Origin of the sequence: Verrucosispora sp. WMMA2121 (assembly GCF_027460185.1) — a bacterium.
GTDB lineage: Bacteria > Actinomycetota > Actinomycetes > Mycobacteriales > Micromonosporaceae > Micromonospora > Micromonospora palythoicola.
Genome location: NZ_JAPZBH010000006.1, coordinates 2804952 through 2823963, shown reverse-complemented (window position 1 = coordinate 2823963; position 19012 = coordinate 2804952). Strand labels below are relative to the sequence as shown.

The 19012-nt window shown below is 73.7% G+C and carries 17 protein-coding genes; 2 read left to right on the top strand and 15 right to left on the bottom strand.

Features of this window, described 5'->3' with window-relative positions; translation table 11 throughout:
• Positions 1-15 precede the first annotated feature (15 nt).
• On the bottom strand, positions 16-1035 hold the full coding sequence (locus tag O7605_RS21605; RefSeq protein ID WP_269742715.1) for a site-specific tyrosine recombinase XerD: 1020 nt from the start codon (positions 1033-1035) through the stop codon (positions 16-18).
• Positions 1032-2147 carry an alanine dehydrogenase gene (ald, locus tag O7605_RS21600; RefSeq protein ID WP_269740828.1) on the bottom strand — a complete coding sequence of 372 codons (1116 nt, stop codon included), beginning with the start codon at positions 2145-2147 and terminating at the stop codon, positions 1032-1034. Before ald ends, O7605_RS21605 begins: the two co-directional genes overlap by 4 nt.
• Positions 2148-2438: 291 nt before the next feature.
• Between ald and O7605_RS21595 the strand changes: the two genes are divergently transcribed.
• Positions 2439-2696 carry a TM2 domain-containing protein gene (locus tag O7605_RS21595; protein ID WP_269740827.1) on the top strand — a complete coding sequence of 86 codons (258 nt, stop codon included), beginning with the start codon at positions 2439-2441 and terminating at the stop codon, positions 2694-2696.
• Between the two features lie 109 nt (positions 2697-2805).
• Here O7605_RS21595 and O7605_RS21590 read toward each other — a convergent pair whose 3' ends face one another.
• From O7605_RS21590 to O7605_RS21530, 13 genes are all read right to left on the bottom strand, one after another.
• Positions 2806-3411: an NUDIX domain-containing protein gene (locus O7605_RS21590; RefSeq protein ID WP_269740826.1), complete on the bottom strand. Its 606-nt coding sequence runs from the start codon at positions 3409-3411 to the stop codon at positions 2806-2808.
• A 70-nt stretch (positions 3412-3481) separates the two neighbouring features.
• On the bottom strand, positions 3482-5221 hold the full coding sequence (locus tag O7605_RS21585) for a CTP synthase (RefSeq protein WP_164450078.1): 1740 nt from the start codon (positions 5219-5221) through the stop codon (positions 3482-3484).
• 136 nt (positions 5222-5357) lie between these two features.
• Complete coding sequence (locus O7605_RS21580; RefSeq protein ID WP_443083958.1) at positions 5358-7628, bottom strand: hypothetical protein; 2271 nt, start codon at positions 7626-7628, stop codon at positions 5358-5360.
• Positions 7628-8803, bottom strand: a complete 1176-nt coding sequence (locus O7605_RS21575; protein ID WP_269737402.1) for a glycosyltransferase family 4 protein — start codon at positions 8801-8803, stop codon at positions 7628-7630. Before O7605_RS21575 ends, O7605_RS21580 begins: the two co-directional genes overlap by 1 nt.
• A gap of 164 nt (positions 8804-8967) precedes the next feature.
• Entirely contained in the window at positions 8968-10602 is a 1635-nt protein-coding gene (gene murJ, locus O7605_RS21570; RefSeq protein WP_269737401.1) for a murein biosynthesis integral membrane protein MurJ, read from the bottom strand.
• Position 10603: 1 nt separating this feature from the next.
• The gene (locus O7605_RS21565) at positions 10604-11470 is read right to left on the bottom strand and encodes a hypothetical protein (RefSeq protein WP_269737405.1); all 867 of its coding nucleotides are present in this window, start codon (positions 11468-11470) and stop codon (positions 10604-10606) included.
• Positions 11471-11640: 170 nt separating this feature from the next.
• Positions 11641-12582 (bottom strand): copper transporter, encoded by a 942-nt coding sequence (locus tag O7605_RS21560; protein ID WP_269737400.1) that lies wholly within the window; start codon positions 12580-12582, stop codon positions 11641-11643.
• A 27-nt stretch (positions 12583-12609) separates the two neighbouring features.
• Entirely contained in the window at positions 12610-13788 is a 1179-nt protein-coding gene (steA, locus tag O7605_RS21555; RefSeq protein WP_269737399.1) for a putative cytokinetic ring protein SteA, read from the bottom strand.
• Positions 13789-13906: 118 nt separating this feature from the next.
• Positions 13907-15664: a DNA repair protein RecN gene (gene recN, locus O7605_RS21550; RefSeq protein WP_269737398.1), complete on the bottom strand. Its 1758-nt coding sequence runs from the start codon at positions 15662-15664 to the stop codon at positions 13907-13909.
• Positions 15665-15721: 57 nt separating this feature from the next.
• Positions 15722-16606, bottom strand: coding sequence for an NAD kinase (locus tag O7605_RS21545; protein WP_269737397.1), 885 nt, complete (start codon positions 16604-16606; stop codon positions 15722-15724).
• A 212-nt stretch (positions 16607-16818) separates the two neighbouring features.
• The gene (locus O7605_RS21540; protein WP_269737396.1) at positions 16819-17679 is read right to left on the bottom strand and encodes a TlyA family RNA methyltransferase; all 861 of its coding nucleotides are present in this window, start codon (positions 17677-17679) and stop codon (positions 16819-16821) included.
• A gap of 16 nt (positions 17680-17695) precedes the next feature.
• Positions 17696-17914, bottom strand: a complete 219-nt coding sequence (locus tag O7605_RS21535; protein WP_269737395.1) for a hypothetical protein — start codon at positions 17912-17914, stop codon at positions 17696-17698.
• 79 nt (positions 17915-17993) lie between these two features.
• The gene (locus O7605_RS21530; RefSeq protein ID WP_269737394.1) at positions 17994-18560 is read right to left on the bottom strand and encodes a phasin family protein; all 567 of its coding nucleotides are present in this window, start codon (positions 18558-18560) and stop codon (positions 17994-17996) included.
• A 111-nt stretch (positions 18561-18671) separates the two neighbouring features.
• Here O7605_RS21530 and O7605_RS21525 point away from each other — a divergent pair, with 111 nt between their 5' ends.
• On the top strand, positions 18672-19010 hold the full coding sequence (locus tag O7605_RS21525; RefSeq protein ID WP_164450069.1) for an SCP2 sterol-binding domain-containing protein: 339 nt from the start codon (positions 18672-18674) through the stop codon (positions 19008-19010).
• The last annotated feature ends 2 nt before the right edge of the window (positions 19011-19012 follow it).

Here is a 19012-nt window from a genome sequence, read left to right as displayed (position 1 = left end):
CCACCGCATTGGCGATCACGGGCCGGACGGCGGTCGGTGCAGCGCGCGGGGATGGGCGGTGGCGTAGACCTCGCGCAGCCGTTCGACGGTCACCAGGGTGTAGACCTGGGTGGTGGTGACCGAGGCGTGCCCGAGCAGTTCCTGCACCACCCGCACGTCGGCCCCGCCGTCGAGCAGGTGGGTGGCGTACGAGTGGCGCAACGTGTGCGGCGACACGGCCCGGGGGCCGTCGACGCTCAGCCCCGCCCGCTGCGCGGCGCGGCGCAGGATGCCCCAGGCACCCTGCCGGGTCAGCGGCCCACCCCGGGCGTTGAGGAAGATCGCCGGGGTGCCCCGGCCGGCGGCGGCCAGCCCCGGTCGGGCACGCACCAGGTACGCACCGAGGGCCCGCAGCGCGTATCCGCCGATCGGCACCAGCCGGGTCCGGCCGCCCTTGCCGCGCAGCACGGTCACTCCGTCGTCGAGGTCCACATCGTCCACCGCGGCGCCCACCGCCTCGGAGATCCGCGCCCCCGTGCCGTACAGGAACTCCAGCAGGGCCTGGTCCCGCAGCGCCAGCGGCGCGGTGTCGCCGGCCGCGTCGACCGGTCCGGCGGTCTCCAGCAGCGCGACCACGTCGTCGAGCGGCAGCGCCCGGGGCAGCCGTCGGGACGCGGCGGGGGGCCGCACGTCGCGGCTCGGGTCGGCGCCGGTGAGGCCCTCGCGCAGCGCGAACCGGTGCAGTCCGCGTACCGCGCTGGCGGCTCGGGCCGCCGAGGAGACCGCGAGGGGCGAGTGCCCGTCGGCGCCGGCTCGCAGCCGGGCCAGGTGACGTTCGATCTCCCCGGCGGAGACGGCCGACAGGTCGGTCACCCCGGCGGTGGTCAGCGAGCCGAGGTAGCGGTCCAGATCCCGGCGGTACGAGGCGAGGGTGTTCGCGGCCAGTCCACGTTCGACGGTGAGGTGGTCCAGGTAGCCGCGGACGGCACGGCGCAGGGCCGGCGCGGGCTGCTCGCCCCCACCGGCCCCGTCCGGGGTCGGTCGCTCGCCGGTCAGGCCAGCACCTCGGTCAACGGCAGGGTGGGCAGGCCGTGCGCCTCGGCGACGGGACCGTAGACCACCTGTCCGTCGTGGGTGTTCAGGCCCAGCGCCAGCGCCGGGTCGCGGCGGGCGGCCTCGCGCCAGCCGTGGTTGGCCAGTTCGAGGGCGTACGGGAGGGTGACGTTCGTCAGCGCGTAGGTGCTGGTGTTCGGCACCGCGCCGGGCATGTTCGCCACGCAGTAGAAGATCGATTCGTGCACCCGGTAGACCGGGTCGGCGTGGGTGGTGGGTCGCGAGTCCTCGAAGCAGCCGCCCTGGTCGATGGCGATGTCGACGAGCACGCTGCCCGGCTTCATCCGGGAGACCAGCTCGTTCGAGATCAGTTTCGGCGCCTTCGCGCCGGGCACCAGCACCGCGCCGATCACCAGGTCCGCGTCCAGCACCGCCCGCTCGATCTCGTACGCGTTGGAGGCGACGGTCTGCAGGTGGCCCCGGTAGATGGCGTCGGCCTGGCGCAGCCGGCCGACGTTCTTGTCCAGCAGCAGCACCTCCGACTGCAGGCCCAGGGCGATCGCGGCGGCGTTCATGCCGGACACGCCGGCGCCGATGACCACGGTCTTGGCCGCGTACACGCCGGAGACGCCGCCGGGCAGCACCCCCCGGCCACCGCCGGTACGCATCAGGTGGAACGCGCCGACCTGCGGGGCGAGCCGTCCGGCCACCTCGGACATCGGGGCGAGCAGCGGCAGCGACCGGTCCGGCAGTTCCACGGTCTCGTAGGCGATGCCGGTGATCCTGTGGTCGAGCAGCGCCTCGGTGCAGTCCCGGGAGGCGGCCAGGTGCAGGTAGGTGAAGAGCACCTGTCCCGCGCGCATCCGGTGGTACTCCTCGGCGACCGGCTCCTTGACCTTCAGCACCAGCTCGGCGGCCTCCCAGACCTCGTCGGCGCTCTCCAGGATCTTGGCACCGGCGGCGGCGAACTCCTCGTCGGTGATGCTCGACCCGAGCCCGGCGCCGGCCTCGACGAAGACCTGGTGACCGCCGCGGGTGAACTCGTTGACGCCGGCCGGCGTGATCGCCACCCGGTACTCGTGGTTCTTGACCTCGCGTGGGATGCCGACCTTCACGATGCTGACACCTCTCTTCGGGGCACGTTCACCCCGACTGCGCGGCGCCGCGGCGGCCCCATTGCCACCCCGGTCGACCGGTCCCGCCGGCGGCAGTCTAGGCGGGACCGCAGCTCAGCGGAGCCTGCACTGTGACACCTGCTCGCCGCGGCCGTTGACGATGTGTCAGGTGTGCGGGCCCTGGCCGGCAGTGCCTGTCACATCAGCCGTGCGGACGGTGTTGGGCACCATCGTCCCATCTGGTGCGCACCGGTGCGGACAGCGACCGAGGGATCACTACTGTGTCGCTTCATGACCACTCCTCCCATCCCGCCCGGGTATCCCCAGGGCGTTTCCGACAAGAGCAAGGTCGTCGCGGGTGTCCTCGGCATCGTGCTCGGTTTCTTCGGCGCCGGCCGGTTCTACATCGGTGACGTCAAGACCGGTGTCCTGCAGCTCGTCGTGAGTGTCTGCACGTTCGGCTTCGGCAGCATCTGGGGCCTTGTCGACGGCATTCTGATCCTGGTGAACGGCGGCGTCGACGCCCAGGGCCGGCCGCTGCGCGACTGACCCGTGACACCACGTGGGGGGCCGGGCGGTGCACCGCCCGGCCCCCACACGCCGTTCCCACCCAGCCTGACGAGATCCGGCCCACCTCGGGCGGGCACATCGCGCCGGGTCAGCGGGGCAGCGGCGCGTCCGCCCGGCGCAACCCCGACCAGCCGGCGTCGCGGGCGCGGGCGGCGGCCAGCAGTCCCGCCACGCACGGTCCGTTGCTGATCTCACCGGCCAGCACCATGCCGACCGCCTCGTCCAGGTCGATCCGGACGATCTGCAGGTCGGCCTCCTCGTCGTGCCGGTCGTGTCGCTGTTCGGCCGGCACCTCGCCGAGATCCCGGGCCAGGAAGACCCGGACCAGCTCGTCGGTGAACCCGGGCGAGCTGTGCACGTCGACGAGCACGTCGAGCCGGCCGGCGGTGAGGTCGACCTCCTCGGCCAGCTCACGCGTCGCCGTCACGGCCGGATCCTCCCCGGAGACGTCGGTCAGCCCGGCCGGCAACTCCCACAGCCGCCGGCCGACCGGCTGGCGGTACTGCCGGATCAGCACCACCTGACCGGCGTCGTCCAGCGCCACCACCGCCACCGCGCCGACGTGTCGCACCAGGTCACGCGCTGCGGTGCCACCGCCGGGCATGGTGACCTCCTCGGTGACCACCTCGAAGATCCGGCCGCGGTAGCGCAGCTCCCGCGAGCGCACCTCGTAGCGGTGCTCGACGGCGCTCACCGGCCCACCACCGGGTCACCCGTTCCGACAGCGGCCCGGATCGCCCCGTCGATTCGTGCGGACCGTCCGCTCACGAGGCCGAGGCCGCCTTCGTGGCGGCGCCGTTGCGGGTGGCCCGCTCGGCGGTGGCCCCGTCCAGATCGACCGGGAGCTGGTCGGCGTGCGAGTACGTCACCGCGGCGTGGACGAAGGCGGCGAACAGCGGGTGCGGCCGGGTGGGGCGGCTCTTGAGTTCCGGATGCGCCTGGGTGGCCACGAAGAACGGGTGCAGGTCCCGGTCCAGCTCGACGAACTCGACCAGCCGACCGTCCGGCGAGGTGCCCGAGATGTGCAGCCCGGCCTTGACGAGCTGGTCGCGGTAGGCGTTGTTCACCTCGTACCGGTGCCGGTGCCGCTCGCTGACCTGGGTGCTGCCGTACGCCTCGGCGACGATCGACCCCTCGGTGAGGGTCGCCGGGTACGCGCCCAGCCGCATCGTGCCGCCCAGGTCGCCCTTGCCGGCGACGATGTCCTGCTGATCGGCCATGGTGGCGATGACCGGGTGCACCGCTTCGGCGTCGAACTCCAGGGAGTTCGCGCCGTCCAGGCCGGCCAGGTGCCGGGCCACCTCGATGGTCATGCACTGCAGGCCCAGGCAGAGCCCGAGCAGCGGAATGCCGTTCTCCCGGGCGTACCGGGCGGTGCCGATCTTGCCTTCGATGCCCCGGACGCCGAACCCGCCGGGAATGACGATGCCGTCCACCCCGGCCAGGGCCGCTGCCGCACCGGTCGGGGTGACGCAGTCGTCGCTGGGCACCCAGCGCAGCTGCACCCGGGCCCGGTGGCCGAAGCCGGCCGCCCGGATCGCCTCGCTGACCGACAGGTACGCGTCGGGCAGGTCGACGTACTTGCCGACCAGCGCGACGGTGATGGTGTGCCGGGGCTGGTGCACCCGCTCCAGCAGGTCGTCCCAGCCTTCCCAGTCCACGTCCCGGAAGGAGAGGTTCAGCCGGCGCACCACGTACGCGTCGAGCCCTTCCCGGTGCAGCACCTTCGGGATGTCGTAGATACTCGGCGCGTCCGGCGCGGCGATCACCGCCTCGGCGTCGACGTCGCAGTAGAGGGAGAGCTTGTGCTGGAGCTTCTCCGGAATGTCCCGGTCCGAACGGCAGACGATGGCGTCGGGCTGGATACCGATGCTGCGCAGCTGCGCCACCGAGTGCTGGGTGGGCTTCGTCTTCAGCTCACCGGAGGGGGCGAGGTAGGGCACCAGCGAGACGTGCAGGTAGAAGCAGTTGTCCCGGCCCAGGTCGTGGCGGACCTGGCGGATCGCCTCCAGGAACGGCAGCGACTCGATGTCGCCGACCGTGCCGCCGACCTCGGTGATCACCACGTCCGGGGTGCGGCCGTCGTCGTCCGGGTCGGCCATGGCCAGGATCCGGGACTTGATCTCGTTGGTGATGTGCGGGATCACCTGGACCGTGTCGCCCAGGTACTCGCCGCGCCGCTCCTTGGCGATCACCTCGGAGTAGATCTGGCCGGTGGTGACGTTGGCCTTGCCGGACAGCGCCCGGTCCAGGAAACGCTCGTAGTGGCCGACGTCGAGATCCGTCTCGGCGCCGTCCTCGGTCACGAAGACCTCACCGTGCTGGAACGGGTTCATCGTGCCCGGGTCGACGTTGAGGTACGGGTCGAGCTTCTGCATCACCACACGCAGGCCGCGTGCGGTCAGCAGGTTGCCGAGGCTGGAGGCGGTGAGCCCCTTACCCAGCGAGGAGGCGACGCCTCCGGTGACGAATATGTGCCTGGTCGTCCGTGCTGAAGGGGCCAAGGCCTGCTCCCGTGTCGTCCGTCGCGGTCGTGCAGACCGCCGAGCCGATCAGCGAAGTGATCACGCGATCCACGGGATTCCACGGTAACACCTCCCCGACGGCCCTCCGGTGGCGCACCCGGGTACCGCCGCCGAGTCACCCGGTCGCGACCTCGGCCGACGACCGCCCGCCCGAACCACCACCGTCCGCAACGCCACCGGACGGCCCGCCGTCGGACGGGCCGCCGTCGGACGGGCCGCCGTCGGACGGGCCCGGAGCGCCCGGACCGCCAGCGGACGGCCCGCCGTCAGCCGGGCGGTCCAGCCCCGGCCTGGTCCGGTCCGCCGAGTGGTCGAGCACCCGCAGCGCCGACAGTGCCGCCATCGGCACCACGACGGCCGCCGCGGCCCCCGCCACGTCCAGCGCCGCGGCACCCAGCAGACCGCCGATCACCGCCGCCACCGCGGTGCCCGCCATCGCCGCCCGGATCGCCGGGTAGATGCCGAACAGCCGCATGAGCCCGCCCCAGGGCTGCAACAGCGCGAACCAGACCAGCAGCGCCCCCGCCAGCGCCAGCACCGTCAGCGGGCTGTTGACGAGCGTCTCGAAGCTGGCGGCGCTGGACCGCTGCACGGTCAATCCGCCGGTGCCGTCGCCGAGCGCGGCCAGGAACCGGCCGAGGCTGCCCCGCTCCGCCGGGTCCCGACCCAGATCCACCACCGCGAACCCGACCGTCAGGGCCAGCCCGGCCATGGTCGCCCAGGCCAGCCGGGTCAGCGTCAGCCAGCCACCCGCGCTGATCGCCGCCGCCACGCTCACTCCGGCGGTCAGCGCGATCGCGCCGATCGAGTCGGCACCCAGGTACGGGCTACCGACGATCACCACGGCGGCCCCGCCCACGATCACCATGACGGTCGGTCGCCAGCCACGACGTACCCGCTGGGCGAGCCAGCCGGCGCTGAGCAGGGCGGCGGCGACGAACACGCCGAGTCCGACGGTGCCCAGACCCGCGTAACGGCCACCCTCCAACGCGGAGTAGCCCACCACCCCGTTGAGCTGCAACCGGGCACCGGTGACGACGTCCAGGCCGACGGCCAACGTGGTCAACCCGGCCACCGCGCCGAGCGGACCCAGGGTGCTGCGGTAGCCGGGGGCGAGCCGTACCAGCAGCGTCGTGGCCGCCAGCAGCACGGCGGTCAGCCCGGCGAACGAGGCCGCCGGATGGGCGAAACGCCACCACGGAGCGGCCTCGGCGACCAGCGCCGCCGGTATCGCGAGGGCGGCGGCGACCAGCAGCACCTCCACCGTCGCCACCACCGCACGCGGCACCGGTTTCGGCCCGTACGGTCCGGCGTGCCGGCGGGCCCGGCGCAGCAGCGGCAGCACCGCCACCGCGAGCGCCACCTGAACGACGGCCAGCAGGACGAAGAACCCGCCGGCCACCTCCCGCTGGGCGGCGGCCTCCCGATCCGCGTCCGCCGGCTCGGCGATCGCGGCGGACAGGTCGGCGGGCCGGTCACCGACCGACTCGGCGGGCCGGCCGAGGAAGGGCCGGTCCGGCATCGGGCGGCCCAGGGCGGCCAGCGCGGTCGGGGCCAGGTCGATCAGTTGCAGATAGCCACGGCGGTCCGTGCTGGGCGAGGTCAGCCAGCCCTCCTCCCAGCCGGGACCGTGGGCGACGGCCACGTGCAGCCGGGACGGCCGCTCGGTGTCGCTGACCCCGGCGACGATCACCAGTGAACGTGGCGGTCGACCGGCCAGCACCCGGGCCAGTTCGGCGTCGGCGGATTCGGCCGCCGCCGCCCGCACCGCCGGATCCTCGCCCGCCACCGTGCCGAGGTCGACGATGCTGAGCACACACGAACCAAGCAGTCCGGCCGGTTCCTCGGGCAGCGTCGGCGCGTACCGGTCGACCCGGCCGAACGGGCGGGCGGCGGCCACCGCCGCGCCCGGTCCGACCGCCACCGAGCACCGCACCGACTCCGACAGCGCACCGGGCACCGTGCCCCACGGCAGCCGCTCCTGGTTGTGCAGGACCACGCTCTCCTGCTCCGGCAGGTTCGCACCGATGCCGTCCGGCTGGTCCACCGTCACGTCGACGGGCGCGCACTGCCCGTCCCCGTCCCGGTTGCCGGGCCAGGCGGCGAAGCTGCCCGCGCCGAGGGTCAGCCAGCCGTCCACGGGACAGGTGGGCCGGTGCGCCGAACGCACCGACAGTGACCCGATCGAGCCTTCCCGGGCCAGCCGCCACAACGTCGGCGTACGCTCCGGGTCCACGTCGTCCCAGCGCAGCCCGGCCACCCCGACGAGGACCACGTAGTCGGCGCTCGGTCGAGACGGTGGACTCTGCGGGCGGGCGGCCAGCGCGGTGACCCCGAGCGCCACCACCAGCACGGTGAGCAGGATCGGCGCGATGCGGCGCAGCATCACCGGCGTCCCGTCGACGGGGTGTCGGCGCCCGGCGTCGCCGGCCCGGCCGGGCCGGGCACCAGCTCGGCGTAGAGCGCCAGCAGTTGGGCGAGAGTCTGCGTCTCGGTCGGCCAGGTCGACGCCCGCGCGGCACCGCGCCGCGCCAGCTCGGCGCGGCCGGCCTCGTCGTCGAGCAGGCCCCGCACCGCCGCGTCGACCGCGTCCACATCGCCCGGGGACACCAGCACCGCCGCGTCGCCGACCAGTTCCGGCAGCCCACCCACCGCGGTCGCCACCAGCGGTACGCCGGCCCGCAACGCCTCCTGCGCGAACAGTTGACGGGCCTCCCAGTCGCTGGTGACCACCGCCAGGTCGGCACCGGTGAGCAGGTCAGCCACGTCGGTGCGGTGCCCCAGCAGGGTGACCGGCGCCCGGGCGGCGCTGATCCGCGCGGCCAGCGGCAGGTAGGCCGGTCCGCTGCCGGCGATCACGACCACCGGCGGCGGGGTGCGCTCGCGCCAGCGGGCGGCGGCATCCACCAGCACGTCGTACCGCTTCTGCGGATGCAGCCGGCCGACCGACAGGATCAACGGCTGGTCGGCGGCGACGGCGAACTCGGCCCGCACGGCGGCCCGGCGACGACGCGGCGCGGGCAGTTCCGGAGCGGCGACCGGGGCGAGCCGGGCGTCCTGGGCGCCCAACGCGACGGCCCGCGCCACCAGGTCGGCGGAGGCACCGAGGGTCACCCGGGCACCCCGCGCCACGATCCGCTCCACCAGCCGGGACAGGGCACCGCGTACCCCGCCGGCCAGCACGGCGTTGTGCCAGGTGACCACGAGTGGAGCCACCGGCCGGGCCAGCACCGCCACCAGCCCGGCGCGCAGCCCGTGCGCGTGCACCACGTCGGCCGGCTCGGCGGCGAGCAGCCGGCGCAGGGTGCCCACCGCCCGGGCGTCAGCCGGCGTGGGACTCGCCGGGATCTCCACCGGCCGGAACCGGGCACCGGCACCCACGAAGTCGAACTGCTCCTGGGTCGCCGCCGGCCCGCAGACCAGCACCGGCCGCCCGGCCGCGACCAACCCCCGCGCCACCGATCGGACATGCTGGCCGACCCCGCCGGTGCTGGACGCCAGCAGCAGCACCACCGTCCCCGGCCGACCCGCGACGGCCGCCGACCCGTTCGACGCACTCACCGGACCGACCCTTCGTTCGCGACTGCGGGGCTCGCAAGCTCACTCCTCGCGCTCACCGAACCAGCCTTCCGTTCGCGACTGCGGGGCTCGCAAGCTCACTCCTCGCGCTCACCGAACCAGCCTTCCGTTCGCGACTGCGGGGCTCGCAAGCTCACTCCTCGCGCTCACCGGGACGCCTCCTCCTTCCGGTCGGCTGGCCGGGCCCGGCGCAGGCGTCGACCCAGGCCGGTCAGCAGTGGCCGCAGGTCCTGCCGGTCGACCAGCCACACCACGGCGAGGAACACGACAGCGACCAGGACTCCGGACAGCATGCCCTGCATCAGTGCCGTCCACCGCGCCGGGGGGTCGCCCCCGGCGTCCAGCAGCCGCAGCGTCGCCACGGCCACGACGGCGGCCGTACCGCCGGCCAGCAGACCGGCACCGGCGGCCCGGCCGGCACCGGCGAGCGCCTCCCGTCCGGCCGACCGGGCGACCGCGACCAGCAGCAGCGCCCCGAGCAGCAGCATTCCCGCCGAGTTGGCCAACGCCACCGCCAGCACCCGATCGGCCACCGGGAGCAGCGCCGACAGCGGAAGCAACACCAGCGGGACCGCCAGCCAGCCGGCGGTGATGGTGACGGTCGCCGCCCGCGTCGCACCTCGGGCGTACAACGCGCGCGACAACACCGCGAACAGCCCGTACCCGAGCAGCCCCGGCGCGTAGCCGGCGATCGCGGCGGCGGTCGCGGCGCTGTCGAGCGGGAAGAACCGACCGATCGGACCGGCCGCACCGACCAGCGCCGCGGCACCGAGGAAGCTGCACAACAGCACCCCACGCAGCGTCGCCGACAGCACCTTCCGGTAGGTCGGCTCGTCCGCGCCTGCCGCCGTGGCCAGGGCCGGGTACGCGGCGGTGGCCAGCGGCACCGCCAGCACCGCCCAGGGCAGCAGGTAGAACGTCTGCGCCAGATTGAACACCTGGAACGCCTCGGTCCGACCGCTGGAGAGCCGATAGAGGATCACCGCCAGCGCGACCTGCTGGGCGGTGACCGTCACCACGCCGGCCACCGCCAGCCCGCGGACCCGGACCCGGGCGTCGGCCGGCAACGCGTACCCGGGGCGCAGCGGCAGCCGCAGCCGACGCAGCGGGATCAGCAGCGACAGCGACAGCACCACCACGCCGAGGGTGGTGCCCACCGACAGGACCAGCTCACCGCTGCGGCCCGCCTGCGCCACGCTGGCTCCGGTACCGGCGACCCCGGCGAAGACCAGGTAGACCACGACGACCGTGAGGCTGGACAACAGCGGGGCGATCACCGGCCAGGCGAACCGGCGGTGCGCCTGGAGCACGCCGGTGAGCACGATGCCGACGCCGTACAGCGGCAGTTGCGGCGCGAACACCCGCAGCATCCGGGCGGCGGCCGCCAACTCCTGCGGTGACCGGCCGTCGCCGAGCGCGTTGATGATCGGCCCGGCGCCCAGCGCCACCAGCGCCGCGAGCGGCACGAGCAGCGTCACCGTCCAGGTGAGCAGCGCGCCGGTGGTGGCCGCGACCGTCCGCCGGTCCCCCGCCGCGACCGCTCCGGCGAGCAGCGGTACGACCAGGCTGGCCAACGCCCCACCGGCGACGATCTCGAAGATGATGTTCGGGATGGTGTTCGCGAGCAGGTACATCGCGCCCAGGTCGCTGCCCTGCACCACCCAGGTGAACACGGCGGTACGCCCGAATCCGGCCAGCCTGCTGAGCACGGTGAGCGCGGCGATGAGGGCGGCCGCTCCGGCCACCCGGCCGGCGCCGACGAGGGGGGCCGGTCTGGTCACGTCAGTCGGCGCGTCGGCCCAGCGCGTCGAGTTCACGCAGCCCCGGCGTGCTCGCGATGACCTTCGTGAAGCTCACCTTCTCGCTGGCGGCGGTGAGCCCGGCGAGGACGGCCAGCAGCCCGGCCCGGCCGACCGGGCCGGTCCGGGCGGCCAGCGCCACCCCGAGCACCGCACCGAGGGCGTTCGCGCCGCTGTCGCCGAGCATCACGTCCTCGGCGAGGTCGGCGGGGAGCAGCCCGGCGGCGGCACCGGCCGCGCCCGAGGCGATCCCGCCGTGGCGGCCGCCGCTCAGCGGGGCACCGAGCAGCAGACCCGACTTCAACGCCCGTCCCGGACGCAGGTCGAGCAGGTTGACCAGGTTCGCCGTGCCGGCCACCACCCCGGCGCCGAGCAGCACGTCGACGCCCCGCCCCACCGCGCCCGGTCGGCGCCGACGGGGATGCCCCGCCACGTCGCGATCGGCGGCGAGCAGGACCGCCGCCCCCAGACCGGCCGCACCCACTCCGACGATCTTGACGAGGCCGGCGGTGACCCGGCCCTGTCGCAACGCGGCCAGGTGCCCGGCGAAACCCTTGGCCGCCTTCTGCTCCGGGCGGGCACCGACGACGTCGTCGTAGAGGCCCACGGCGCCGGCGCCGAGCCCGGCGACCAGGGTGGCCGCCGCAGCCGGCGTGCTCGCCGCTCCGCAGGCCGCGGCGCCCGAGGCCGCCAATGCGAGGGCCGGCCCGCCGGCGAGGGTCACGGTGCGTCCCCGGAAGTTGGTCCGTTCCAGGGCCGGCGCGGGCGGTGCGGTGCGGATCACGCGGAGCGCGTACCGGGCGGCGACCGCCCCGGCCCCGGCCACCAGGAGTCGACCGAAGACCGTCACGTCACCGTCCCGCTCACTCACGCCATCCCCTCCCGCCGGCCGGCGGAGATCGTCGGATCGGGCACCTGGCGCCCGTCAGGCAACTGAACCCCCGTCAACCCGCCCCGCTCGGCGTGGGCGCACCTCCGGCGACCCGTCGACAGGTCCGCCCCCGCAAAGGGCGGAAGGGTTCACTGGGGCAGTCTAGGCACCAGCGAGGCAGCGCTGTCACCGACGCCGAAGTGACCGGCCTTACGGTCGGCGAGCTGCTGCACCAGCGCCAGGGTGGTGACCAGCTGCCCCTGGACGGTGTTGGCGTTGTCGATCGTCGAGATGGTCTGGGCGAGCACCGCGTCACCCCGGACGAAGGCCACCAGGTTCCCGCCGGCCGAGCCGTTGCCGGCCACCACGATCGCCCCGGTCCGGTCGAACTGCTCGGCGATCTTGACCACGGACTCGTCCTTCTTGGCGGAGTCCTTGTCCACGTACGGCTGCCCGCTGACCACCACGACGGCCTCCGCCGGTGCGGTGATCCGGTCGCCGGTGGTCAGGTAGTTGGCGTTGCCGTACGCGGCCAGCACCGCCCGCCGGTCGGCCTCGGTGACCGGCTCGGCGCCGGCGGGCTGGTCCAGCAGCACGGTGGCCAGCAGGGCGCTGGAGGTCTCGACGCCGTGACCGTTGCCGGGTAGCCCCGCGGTCGGCGCGTCGGTCGGCCGGGCCGCGGTGACCGCCAGTTCGAGCAGGTCGTTGTTGTTCTCCGGGTTGATGAACTTGTCCTGCAGGTCGACCCGCCCGGTGACGTCGGCACCGGCCAGCTGGAGCATGTTGAGCACCCCGTCGGTGTGCTCGCGACCGGTGGGCAGGCTGAGCACCAGCACCCGCTTGCCGCTGAGCGTGCCCGGCAGCATCACCTGGGCCATCTCGGCGGCGAACTCCTCCTCCAGCTCCAGTTCCCGTTGCATGTTCTGGACCGCCTGGCGCATCTGCTGGTTGTCCTTGCGCAGTTCGTTGACGGTCTCCCGGAGCGAGTCCGCGACCGGACCGTTGAGCGCGGCGGTACCCACCACCAGGCCGATCGCCAGGGCGAGGAAGACCGCGGTCAGGGACACCACGTGGTACCGGAAGTTGATCACGCTTGAAGCCTCTTGATCGGTCGGGAGCTAGAAGAGCTGGCCGAGCTGGAACACGAAATTGTCCCACCACTCGGAGACCACGCCCAGGTACGCCTTGCCGACGGTGGAGACGGCCACCGCCGACGCCATGGCGGCCAGCGCCGACAGGACCAGCAGCAGCAGGGACGACCCCGAGATGCTCTGCCGGTACAGCCGGCTGACGCCCTTGGCGTCGACCAGCTTGCCACCGACCTTGAGGCGGGTGAGGAACGTCGACGCCATGCCGCCGCGCCCCTTGTCGAGGAACTCGACGAGCGTGGCATGGGTCCCCACCGCGACGATCAGCGAGGCGCCCTTCTCGTCGGCCAGCAGCATGGCGAGATCCTCGCTGGTGGCGGCGGCGGGGAAGGTCACCGCCGGCACACCGAGGCCGTTGACGCGGGGCAGTCCCGGCGCCCGCCCGTCCGGGTACGCGTGCACGATGACCTCGGCGCCGCAGCGCAGCACGTCGTCGGTGACCGAATCCATGTCACCGATGATCATATCGGGGGTGTAGCCCGCCTCGACCAGGGCGTCGGCGCCCCCGTCGACGCCGATCAGCACCGGCTTGAACTCCCGGATGTACGGGCGCAGCACGTCCAGGTCGGCCTTGTAGTCGTAGCCCCGGACCACGATCAGACAGTGCCGGCCCTGCACCTCGGTGGCGATCTCGGGCACTCCGACACCGTCGAGCAGCAGGTCGCGCTCCTGCTTGAGGTAGTCCATCGTGTTGGCGGCGAACGCCTCCAACTGCACCGACAGGCCCTCCCGGGCGTCGGTCATCGCCTTGGCCACGCTCTCGGCGTCCTGGAGGCTGCCGTGTGCCACCGGATCGTCGTCCAGGTAGACGGTGTTGCCCTCGATGCGCACCGTGTCGCCCTCACGGATCCGCTCGAAGACGCCCTCGCCGAGGTCGTCGAGCAGCGGGATGCCCGCCGAGATCAGCACCTCCGGCCCGAGGTTGGGGTAACGGCCGGAGACCGACGGCTTGGCGTTGAGCACCGCACCGACACCGACCGCGACGAGCGAGTCGGCGGCGACCCGGTCCAGGTCGACGTGGTCGATGACCGCGATGTCGCCGGGGCGGAGCCGGCCGACCAGCCGTTTCGTACGGCGGTCCAGGCGCGCGGTGCCGAGGATCTGTCCCGGTTCCGCGTTCCGGGCCCGGCGCAACGTGGGTAGACGCATCGTGACCATCCTGGCATGTGAGGCAGGGGAATCTGTCGCGACATGCCTGAGCAGGGCCGCCTACCCAGGGAAGCACACATGGGCGAAGGCCGGTGTGCCTCCGCTCACAATCGCGGTCTCAGGACCGCCGTTCCCTGGCCGCCACGGCCAGGAGTTCCTCGGCGTGGGCGATACCCAGATCCGAATCCGGCAAACCCGCGAGCATCCGGGCGAGTTCCCGGGCCCGCTCGGTGTCCTCCACCACCCGGACGCCGCTGGTGGTGACCGCGCCGCCGGTGTCCTTGGCCACCACCAGGTGCCGGTCGGCGAAGGCGGCGACCTGCGGCAGGTGGGTCACCACCAGGACCTGGTGGCTGCGGGCCAGCCGGGCCAGCCGGCGGCCGATCTCCACCGCCGCCTGGCCGCCCACGCCCGCGTCGACCTCGTCGAAGACCAGCGTCGGTGGGCCGCCGGAACCGGCGAAGACCACCTCGATGGCGAGCATCACCCGGGACAGCTCGCCGCCGGAGGCACCCCGTTGCAGGGGCAGGGACGGTGCGCCGGGATGGGCCAGCAGCCGCAGCTCGACCTCGTCGCCGCCGTCGGGTCCGACGCCGACCTCGACCCCGTTGACCGGCAACGTCGGTTCGGCCCGACCGGCGGGTCGGGGCAGCACCGCCACCTCGATCCGGGCGTGCGGCATCGCCAACCCGGCCAGCTCGACGGTGACCTGCTCGGCGAAGCGCGCCGCCGCCTCCTGCCGGGACACCGACAGCCGGCCGGCCAGCTCGGCCACCTCACCGGCCAACCGGGACGCCTCCCGATCCAGCTCGTCGAGCAGCTCGTCGGAGTTGTCCAGCTCGGACAGTCGGGTCCGGGCCCGCTCCGCCCAGGCGATCACACCGTCGACGTCGTCGGCGTACTTGCGGGTCAACGCGCGCAACGCGGCCCGTCGCTCGTAGAGGGCCTGCAGCCGGGCCGGATCGGCGTCCAGGCCGGCGAGGTACGTGGACAGCTCCACCGACACGTCGGCGACGAGCGTGGCCGCCTCCTCCAGGCGCACGGCCAGTTCACCGAGCGCCGGATCGGTGCCGGCCTGCGCCTCGAGCGTGCGCCGGGCGGTGCCGAGCAGCGTCGAGGCGTCCGGCGTGTCGTCGGTGGCCTCCAACCCGCCGGCCACGCACTGGTGGGCCAGCTGAGCCGCGGTACGCAGACCTTCGGCGTGCTCCAGTCGTTGCGCCTCCGCCTTCAGCTCGTCGTCCTCACCCGGCTGCGGATCAACCCGGGTGATCTCGTCGAGGCCCAGCCGCAGCAGGTCGGTCTCCTGGTGGCGTTCCCGCGCGTTGCGTCGCCGGTCGGCCAGGTCGTCGACCACCCGACGCCAGCGGGTGAACGCGTCCCGCGTCGCGTCGAGCAGCTTCTCGTGCTCGGGACCGGCGAACCGGTCCAACGCGGCCCGCTGCTCCGCCGGGCGCAGCAACCGCAGCTGGTCGGACTGGCCGTGGACCGCGACGGCCTGCTCACCGACCTCGCCGAGCATCGACACCGGCATCCCGCGACCACCCAGGTGGGCCCGGGACCGACCCTCCACCGTGACCGTACGGCTCAGCAGCAGGCAGCCGTCCTCGTCGGGTTCGCCTCCGGCGTCGGTGATCCGGGCGTGCACCGTCTCGGCCACCCGGCCACCCAGACGCAGCCGGCCCTCGACGACGGCGCGGCCAGGTTCGGCACGCACCCGGCCGGCGTCGGCCCGACCACCGAAGAGCAGGCCGAGCCCGGTCACCACCATCGTCTTGCCGGCACCGGTCTCGCCGGTGATGACGTTCATGCCGCCGGTCAGCGGCAACGTCGTGTCCTCGATGACACCCAGTCCGGTGATGCGTAGCTCCTCCAGCACAGCAACCGACAGTAGACGCGTGGCCCGACACTTGACCAGCCGGCGCGGCCGCCGACGTCAGCGACGGTTGCCCCGCCAGCCGTGCACCGGAAGGTCGAACTTGGCCACCAGACGCGCGGTGAACGACCGGTCCCGCAGCCGGACGACGCGTACCGGCAGGGCGCCCCGCCGCACCGTGACCCGGGCGCCGGGAGGCAGGTCGTAGACCCGCCGCCCGTCGCAGCAGAGCACAGCCAGCGTGGTGAACGGGTCGACGGTTATCGTCATGGTGGAGGTGGGTGCCGTCACCAGCGGCCGGCTGAACAAGGCGTGCGCGCTGATCGGCACCAGCAGCAACGCCTCCACCTCGGGCCAGACCACCGGCCCCCCGCCGGAGAAGGCGTACGCGGTGGAGCCGGTGGGCGTGGCGCAGACCACGCCGTCGCAGCCGTACCGGGACAGCGGCCGCCCGTCGACGTCCACCAGCAGTTCCAGCATCTGGGCCCGCTCGCCCTTCTCGACGCTGATCTCGTTGAGGGCCCACGACTCGATGGTCGGCCCGCCGTCGAATTCGGCCGTCACGTCGAGGGTCAGTCGTTCGTCGACGCTGTAGTTACGGCTGACCACGTCACGTACCGCCACGTCGAGATCGTCGATCTCCGCCTCGGCGAGAAACCCGACCTTGCCGAGGTTGATGCCGAGCAACGGCACCTTCGCCGGCCGGGCCAGCTCCGCGGCGCGCAGGAACGTGCCGTCCCCGCCGAGCGCGAAGACGATCTCGGCTCCCTCGGCCGCCTCCGGCCCGGCCACCGGTACCGTGCCCGGCAGGTCGAGGTCCTCGGCCTCCTCGGCCACCACCCGCACCTCGAATCCGGCGGCGATCAGGTCCGCGGCGACCGTACGGGCATGCTCGGTGCTGCGCCGTCGGCCGGTGTGCGTCACCAACAGGGCGGTGCGGGTCACCGTGACTCCTGCCCGGGAACACCGCGCCGATGGTCAACTCGCTGGCACCGGCTCACGCGGCCGCCCCGCTCCGCTCACCGGCGGCGCGCGCCGCCACGCTGCCGCGCCAGACGGTTCGCTCGCTTCGCTCGCTCACGTCGCCGCCCCGCTCCGCGCGCCGGCGACGCGAGCCCCCGCGCTGCTGCGCCAAATGGTTCGCTCGCTTCGCTCGCTCACGTGGCCACCTCCTCCGTCGCCTCGTCCGGCCGGTCGCCGGACGGCACCGGGCCGCGTGGCCCGGCCGTCACCACGGTCCGTACCCGGTCCGGGTCGGCCGGTGGCGCATCCCGGCGTAACCATACGAAGAACTCGACGTTGCCGCTCGGCCCGGGCAGCGGGCTGGCCGCCAGGTCCGCCAGCCCCAACCGCAGCGTCGCGGCCGCCGCGGCGACATCCAGCACCGCTTGCGCCCGAAGCTCCGGATCGCGCACCACCCCACCGGCGCCGACCCGCTCGCGACCCACCTCGAACTGCGGTTTGACCATCAGGGCCAGGTCACCGTCGGCCCGGGTGCACGCCGCCAGGGCCGGCAGCACCAGCCGCAACGAGATGAACGACAGGTCGGCGACGGTCAGGTCGACCGGGCCATCGATCGACTCGGGAGTCAGCGTCCGCACGTTCGTGCGTTCGTGAACCCGCACCCGGGAGTCATTCCGCAGCGACCAGGCCAGTTGGCCGTAACCGACGTCCACCGCGACCACCTCGGCAGCGTCGGCGCGCAGCAGCACGTCGGTGAAACCGCCGGTGGACGCGCCGGCGTCGAGGCAGCGTCGACCGGCCACCACCAGCCCGGCGGGGGCGAAGGCGGCGAGCGCGCCGGCCAGCTTGTGCCCACCCCGGGAGACGTACTCCGAGGTCGGGTCGGCACCGCTGACCAGCAGCGGATCGGCGGGATCGACCATGGCGGCGGCCTTGCGGGCCGGCACCCCACGCAGCTGCACGCGGCCGGCCTCCACCAGCGCGACCGCCTGCTCGCGGGAGCGGGCCAGACCGCGACGGACGAGTTCGGCGTCCAACCGGTTACGCCGTGCCATGGACGGACGCGCCTCCTCAGGCCTGGTCGATGGTGGCCAGCGTCTCCCGCAGCGTCTGGTACGCGGCCTCGTACTGAGCGATCTGGTCGGCGGGGCCCAGCGTCGCGGCGTTGGCGATCGCCCGCACGGCGGCGTCGACCGCCGGATGAGCGTCGTCCTGCCCGTTCTCGCCGGTCCAGCGCTGCGGCGGTGGGCCGGGGCGCGGACCGGTCGGACCTGGCAGCGGCGCGGTCATGCCGCCACCTCGCGCGGGGCCGGCCCGGCACGGTGGCCGGGGGCCGTGTCGCCGCGTGCGGCCCCGACGGGGCGCCCGGTCACGCGACACCGTCCGGGCGCGGCGGGCGCGGCGGCGCGGCCTTGGCCGGTCGCGGCGCCGGCTCACCATCGGCGGTACGCACGACCGTGCCGCCTCCCTTCGTGGCCACGGTCTTCTTCGCCACCGCCTTCTTCGCGACCGCCTTCTTCGCGACCGTCTTCGCCGGTGGGGCCGCGGCTGCGGTCGGCGGGGTGCCCACCGAGGGGCTGTCGGCGGTGCCGGCGGTCGTCACGGGGCCGGGCGCGGTGCCGCCGGTGGGAGACCCGCCGGTAGCCCGGAGTTGGCGTTCCAGCTCGCGCACCCGGCGGTCCAGTTCGGCGACCTCCTCAGCGGTGGCCAGGCCCACCACACCGAGCGCCCGCTCGACCTCGAACCGCACCAGCTTGGTCAGGGCCTCGCGGTTGGCCGCACCGGTCGACCGCAACTCCTCGGCCAGGGTCTGCAGCTGAGCGGCCGTGGCACCGGTTGACCCCATCGCCCGGCGTACCGCGTCCTGTGCCTTCTTCCGGGGCGCCTCCGTCAGGCCCATGGCCAGTTCGAGGTAGGCGCGCCACGCGTCCTGCATGCCTGAGTCCTTTCGCCCGGCGGCTGTGCACGTGTCACGCTACCGGGCCGTCGGAACCGTCCCGTGCGGTACGGTGCCGGGAGACGACGTGGTGTGGCGAGGAGGCGATCGGTGGCCACGGTGGACGAGTGTCGGCAGGCGTTGCAGGATCTGGCCGCCCGGCTCGAACGCAACGCGGAGACCGTCCGTGATCGCGTGGACCTGGATCGCACCCTGGCCTGCCGGATCACCGACCTGGAGACCGCCTTCCACGGTCGGATCACCGGCGGCCGGCTGGTAGAGCTCGCCGACGGCGACGACCCGAAGGCGAAGATCGCCATGAGCACCACCAGTGACGATCTGGTGGCCCTGGTGCGCGGTGACCTCGACGTCACCCGCGCGGTCGCCAACCGCCGCGTGTCGATCAAGGCCAACCCGTTCGACCTGATGAAGCTGCGCAAGCTGCTCTGAGC